Annotated in this window: 6 protein-coding genes and 1 pseudogene; 3 read left to right on the forward strand and 4 right to left on the reverse strand. The window is 42.4% G+C overall.

All coding sequences use genetic code 11. The annotated features are described in order from the left end of the window. Window position 1: 1 nt before the first annotated feature. The 4 genes and pseudogenes from MSG38_RS23590 to MSG38_RS23605 form a co-directional block, all read right to left on the reverse strand. On the reverse strand, window positions 2-1375 hold the full coding sequence (locus MSG38_RS23590; protein ID WP_248402769.1) for an oligosaccharide flippase family protein: 1374 nt from the start codon (window positions 1373-1375) through the stop codon (window positions 2-4). Then, window positions 1372-2490, reverse strand: coding sequence for a UDP-N-acetylglucosamine 2-epimerase (non-hydrolyzing) (wecB, locus tag MSG38_RS23595; RefSeq protein WP_248402770.1), 1119 nt, complete (start codon window positions 2488-2490; stop codon window positions 1372-1374). Before wecB ends, MSG38_RS23590 begins: the two co-directional genes overlap by 4 nt. A 423-nt stretch (window positions 2491-2913) precedes the next feature. Next, a pseudogene (locus MSG38_RS23600) lies at window positions 2914-3163 on the reverse strand (hypothetical protein). Between the two features lie 163 nt (window positions 3164-3326). Then, window positions 3327-4403 (reverse strand): helix-turn-helix domain-containing protein, encoded by a 1077-nt coding sequence (locus MSG38_RS23605; protein ID WP_248402771.1) that lies wholly within the window; start codon window positions 4401-4403, stop codon window positions 3327-3329. A gap of 286 nt (window positions 4404-4689) precedes the next feature. On the opposite strand from MSG38_RS23605, the gene MSG38_RS23610 reads away from it, so the two are divergent. From MSG38_RS23610 to MSG38_RS23620, 3 genes are all read left to right on the forward strand, one after another. Next, window positions 4690-5163 carry a hypothetical protein gene (locus tag MSG38_RS23610; RefSeq protein ID WP_248402772.1) on the forward strand — a complete coding sequence of 158 codons (474 nt, stop codon included), beginning with the start codon at window positions 4690-4692 and terminating at the stop codon, window positions 5161-5163. Then, a complete protein-coding gene (locus tag MSG38_RS23615) occupies window positions 5115-5723 on the forward strand; it encodes an N-acetylmuramoyl-L-alanine amidase (RefSeq protein WP_248402773.1) in 609 nt (202 codons plus the stop codon). The genes MSG38_RS23610 and MSG38_RS23615 overlap by 49 nt, the downstream gene beginning before the upstream one ends. 127 nt (window positions 5724-5850) lie before the next feature. Continuing rightward, on the forward strand, window positions 5851-6186 hold the full coding sequence (locus MSG38_RS23620) for a hypothetical protein (RefSeq protein WP_016784030.1): 336 nt from the start codon (window positions 5851-5853) through the stop codon (window positions 6184-6186). Window positions 6187-6374 lie beyond the last annotated feature (188 nt).

The following is a 6374-nucleotide window of genomic DNA, read 5'->3' on the forward strand; positions in this document are numbered from 1 at the left end:
GTCAGACTAACTCTCTTATTTTTTTAAACATGTAAGCACCCGAAAATATTGATAGTGCAATATAGTATTCTTTATATTCCAAAAAAAATGGGGAGACAATTATAATTACAACCCCGAATGATGCAGCCTTTGTAAATGAGTTTTTCCAACAAACAGCTGAAAATAGGCTTCTAGAAGCAAACATTAAGAAGTAGGCAACAGCGACAGATATAGTTGCTCCTTTAGCCCCGTAATTGGGTACAAGATAATATAAGCATAATAAAACGACTGAAACTGTTATCATTGAACTATAAAACGAATACCTAGTCTTGTTACTAAATATAATACCAATACCAGAAACTTCAGCAATCATGTAAAAAAGAGGATATACCATTAATATAGGTACGAGTTCCATTGATTTATAGAACTCATGATCGATGAAAAATTTGACAAAAGGAAGGAACAATATGAGAACAGAGTAAAACAGCACACATCCATAAACAACTATAGTCAGAATATCACTATATAATTTAAAATCAGCATTTTCTTTATGTAACCTTAACAAATTTGGCAATAAAATCGTTGAAACTAACCCTTGAACAAGCAGAGCAACACCCGCAAATTTAAAAGCGTTTGTATACAGCCCTAGCTCATACTCTCCGCTAAAAACTTTAATAAACACTTTGTCCAGAGACCCCATTGCCCATATTATCAAGATTGAAAACAAAAGAGGAATAGAATATGACAAGCTTTCTTTTAGTAACCTAAAGTTAATGTTGACGACACTTATTCTTATATATCCGTAATGGTAGCAGATATACTTTTGAAATACTGAAGCTAACAAGACAGATGCCATGTAGGATATGGTAAATTCATGCCAGGACAATTTATCTTGCGTTATTGAACCAAACAAAACTACCATTAGTAAAAATATTAGTTTTTCTATGATCTGCCCGATTGCAAAGTGTAGCGATTCAGATTCCATTCTCAGAGTTATTGAAGTGAACTTTTTGGACAATGTTGCTAACACACTGAGAAGTAAAAGTAACAAACCAAATGTACTATCTTGAGAAAAAATCCAATTTGACATTTCAGAACTAAATACAATTATAATTATTGAGAATATAGCTAGAACAAGTAGGCTCAAAAAATAGAATGATGTAAACATTCGACTTTTTCCACTATCATCTAAATCATAGTAATTCCTCAGCACATATTGCTCAAGAGCCATAGAACTCAATACAGTAAGTAGGTTAACAGCAATAATAAATAAAGCTCCTACACCTATATCCACCACACTAAAATACCATGTGAATAATGGGATGGAGATGACTGATATTAACCCAGACACCCCCGTTCCCAATACATAATATATGTTTTTTTTTCTTAATATCATAACGCGTCTAGAATTCTTGAACAAGCTTTACCATCACCGTATGGATTGTGTGCAAAACTCATCGCTTGATAGGCGCTTTCATCGGTTAGCAGTTCATTTAAACTATCAACAATCATATCAACATCAGTGCCAACTAACTTTACCGTCCCCGCTTCAACTGCTTCTGGTCGCTCGGTTGTATCACGCATCACCAATACAGGCTTACCTAATGAAGGCGCCTCTTCTTGAATGCCACCCGAGTCGGTTAAAATGATGTTTGCACGGCTCATTAAGTAGATAAATGGTAGATATTGCTGAGGCTCAATAAGATGAATGTTATCAATGTCAGCAAGAATACGATTTACGGGTTCGCGAACATTTGGATTGAGGTGCATTGGATACAGAATTTGGGTTTCTGGGTGCGCTTTAGCCGTGATAGCAAGCGATTCACAAATTCGCTCAAAACCACCACCAAAACTTTCACGGCGATGACCTGTTACCAAAATCAGCTTTTTGTTTTCATCTAAAAATGGGAACTGTGCAGAAAGCGTTTCATTCAAATCTTTATCTGAATCAATTTTGTCTTTTACCATCAACAACGCATCAATCACGGTATTACCCGTCACTGAAATACTGGCCGGATCGAAATTTTCTCTGAGTAAGTTTTCTTTTGACGTTTCAGTTGGCGCAAAGTGATATTTCGTCAGCACGCCAGTGAGTCGGCGGTTCGCTTCTTCCGGCCACGGCGAGTAAATGTTACCAGTTCGAAGGCCTGCTTCAACATGTCCCACTTCAATTTGCTCATAGTAAGCCGCTAGGCTTGCCGCGAATGTCGTTGCGGTATCGCCATGGACAAGCACAACATCGGGCTTAAATTCTTGAAGTACGGGTTTGAGTTCTTGAACAATTCGAGCGGTGACATCGTTCAGGGTTTGTCCGGCTTTCATTAAATTGAGATCATAGTCAGGCGTGATTTCAAAAAGCTCTAATACTTGATCGAGCATTTCACGGTGCTGAGCGGTTACGCAACACTTCGCTTCAAAGCGATCATCTTCAGCAAGTGCATGAACGAGAGGCGCCATTTTTATGGCTTCTGGACGCGTACCAAAAACCGTCAGGATCTTTTTCTTTGACATGATATAACCAACTTAAAGGAAGAAATTGAAGATATGTTGTCACTTTAATGTGACAATTTTATATTGATTTGTCTCAGAGATAGAGAATGACATGAGACACTTTTTATTCATTTTGAGACAGTCGATTCTCGCCCATCCCTTATAAAGCCTAGATTTTGCTTGTTTTCCGAAAAATGCCCCAATAGGCCACAAAGTCTACCTTTCTGTGGCTTGTGGCGCTTTTGACTTGCTAACTACTAACTTGCAACCCACCCACATTTATGTACGCTACCGCCCTTAGGTTTGGCTCCTACAGGCAATGAATCACAATTTCTCACTGTGTTTCAGGTTTATGCGTTTTTCATACGGTTTTAATTTGCTGCGTAGTCTAGCAAATCAAGTGCATATTGACCAGTTTGCAATTTACCTAATTCTGACAAGGCTTCACAAAGCATTGACCCAGCGGGAGCATTGTACGTCTTGCAGGTACTGAGTGCCTATGTGGTAGCGGTTTTCTTGTGCTGCGTCGCAGTAGCGCTTTTCTATATCAATGAAAATATTGCCGTTTCTGTAAAGCGAGACGAAGCTCGGGTTATTGTTTACCGCCAATACGCCCTTCTACTCGCGCTATCTCTTTTTCTAAAATGGTGACTTTTTCTTCCGTTGTCAGTTTTTTTAGGCTGATATCGTCCATTTGCCCTCTCCCTAATTCTACTTTTGTTTCTTGACGTTTTTTGTCTGTATTCGCGCTTGGTTTGCCCTAGCCTTTTGGTTTCCTAAGATCTTGGTTTTCTAAGCTATTTTTTTAATAGCTTTGGCTGTGTGAACAAGCGCTTCATCTGTGAAAAATTGAATGGTCACTTTTTAGAATCCGTGCCGGGCGATTTGGATTGAACTAGGGCCTTGATACGTGCTTCGAACGGGTTGGTGGTGCTTTTGGCTTGGTAGTCCGCTAGCGCCTGAGAGACAGGTGTGGGTTGTTTGGGATCCATGGGTTTGGCTGCCGATTGGGGTTTGGCTTCCTTGGTCGATGTAGAAGCAGAAGCCCTTGCTGGTTTAGCCGTTCTTGTTTGCTTAGCCGCTCTAGCTTGCTTAAAGACTGGCGATGAGTCTCGCTTCGCTTTGGCTTGGGCGCTTCTTCTTAGCCAGCCATTCACAAAGTGGCCAATGTGCTCAAAGGGTTTGCGCTTATCGGGGTTGATGTACAGCCAGGCTTGCATGGCATGCAGTTCTTGCAGCACATCTAACTTGGGGTAGGTGCGTTCTAATATGGTGGTGAACTCATGATAAATCGGCGCGCTGCCCTCTTTGGTGAGCAGGTGAATCACGGCTTCATTTTTGGTTTTGCTTTTGGGTTTGAAGGTGAGGGGGGAGAACTCATGTTGTTCAGAACCGCTTGGGGGATCAAGCACATCGGTATCATCCAAGATGCCATTTTCCAAGCTCAACTCTGTTTTATGTTCTTTATGAAAGATTATGTGTGCCAGGTGATCACTCTCCGTGTTGGATCTTGAGTCACCCAGGGGAGTGTCTGAATGGTCGGTTTTCTGCGCATGTTCTGTCTTCTGGGGATATTCCGACGAAGATGACGATAAACCTGTTTGTTCTACATTGGCGTTCTCTTGATTCGCTTGGCCTAGATCGGTCTGCTGAATGTGGCTGTCGCTGGGAAGGCGCAGCTGATATATGTTGCTGCGCTGGCGTCCTGAATCATCAAACCGCTTTATCCGCTTCACAAAACCTTGCTTTTCGAGCTCGTTAACGTGTCGTTTCACGGTTCTTACCGACACTTCACAATATTGCGCCAAGTAATTTAGGGAAGGAAAACACACGCCGCGCGCGTCTGCGTTATCGGCTAATTTCAATAACACTAACTTGCTTATTGGCGAGCCGGTTTTTAAGGGGATAAAAGAAAGAATAAGAGAAACACACATGCTTAACGCTCCTTGTTAAATGATCATTCGTACTGAAATCCATTGATATAAAGGGCATTAACAACACTTTTTGGTGCTTTAGGGGCGAAAGGCTTATGAGATAAGTTGTAAGAAAAGATGTTTGGTTAATCGCCTCGGAGATATATGCAACATCAACCTTATTAATCAATGACTTTTCGAAGCACCTCTCACTTTTCTGCGTTCCTCTGTTTTCGCGCTATTCCCGCCAACCCCAATCAAGAATGTTGAAGTACATTGCCCTCCCCATGCAGCAATAAGGTGCTTAATGAAGGCGATAGTTTCTCTTTTTATTTCAGTGTATCAACCCGGTATGGCGAGCATCGAATGCCGACCTTATTCCCTCACTCAATCACGTCAGCCGTTATTTTTTAGTGATAGCTACGGGTGTAGCCAAGTACTGAGCTATGAAGCTAGCGGTTATAAAGAAAGCCAAATGGAAGGTTGTCATTTTAATGAGGATGAATGCGGTGGCGCCCCAAGCTATGAAGATATTTGTTGGATGATAAGCCGAGCACGGCGCGCCCAACCATTAGGTTATTGCGTGATGTATTTACGCTATGTAAGCCACCACTCTGGTTATGCCAAAACCTTAGCCACCAGTTTGCGACAACACGTCGCGCTGCACCCTAATTTAAAAGAATCGTTATCAACGTCTTTAATCACTTGGTTACAACAACACGAGGATTTATTTTGTCAAACACTCCACCAGCAACTGATCGAGTTCCACACCAGCCGTTAAAAGCGCCTGCTGATTCACAAGAACTGGCTGACTCGGAAGAGCGGGCTAGCAAGGTGGAACTTATCCCCTCGTTAGAGCCTTGTTTGCCATCAGCGTCCCCTTTTCTGTTAACTCCGTATGCTTTCAGTCTGGTTTCGGTTTTACTCCGCTTACCTCATTGCCCGCCCTATTCCTTTATTACAGTGCATTGCAGCGCCACGCCGCCACAGCAAGATGTAGGCGTAGCCGAGATTCGCCAATGGCATAAAAAGAGAGGCTGGCGCGATGTGGGGTATCACTTTGTTATTCGTCGCAATGGGGATGTCCAATTGGGGAGGCCGCTGTCGCAAACTGGCGCACATGTGAAAGGACACAACAAGGGTAATATTGGGATTTGTTTGGTCGGAGGTTGTAATGCCGATCTGCAACCAGAAGACAACTTCACACTTGCGCAGCGTAAGGCACTGTTTGGTTTGATGGCTGCGTTGCAAGAGCAATTCTTGATTTCAGATGAGAATGTGAAGGGGCATAAAGATTGGGGAGTGAATAAAGCGTGTCCGGTTATGGTTTTAAGAGCTTGAAGAGCAGATGCGGGATTCGAGTAAGCGGGATGCGAAGAGCGGAAAAGCAGTAGCGGGATGCGAAGAACTAAAAGAGCGGGAGTGACGAGAAAGGCGTTATATAACCATCAATAAACCAAGGAGCAGTATGACATTGTTCGGAAGAATATTCGGGAGTCAGTCTTCCATTAACAAAGGGTTAGATGCACTCACCAACACAGGAGATGCGATGTTTTTTACTGATGAAGAAAAAGCGAAGCACAAGCTGGCACTGCTTAAAGCGTATGAACCTTTTAAGTTGGTACAACGCTACATTGTGTTGTTGTTCACCATTCCTTATGTGGCACTGCATGTAATGGTGATTCTGGGCTGTATGCACGGTTACGATTGGAAGCCATTAGGGGAAATGACGAATGAAGCGTTTGGTTATCCGGTGTTAGCGGCGATTGGGTTGTATTTAACGGGTGGCGTGGTGAAGAAGTAGAAGTGCAGATGCGAGTAACGAGTAAGCGAGATGCGAAGAGCTTAAAAGAATAGATGCGGGTAGCGAGTAAACGAGTAACGAAGAGATGAAGAAATGAAGAGCGGATTCGAGGACCCTGTAAATAATTCTGTGTAACTGTCAGGGTTACATATATTCAGTGAGTCGGTCTTCGAACATAATCATAAAGC

It is taken from the genome of Vibrio sp. 1CM24A (assembly GCF_023161725.1).
Classification (GTDB): Bacteria; Pseudomonadota; Gammaproteobacteria; order Enterobacterales; family Vibrionaceae; genus Vibrio; species Vibrio coralliirubri.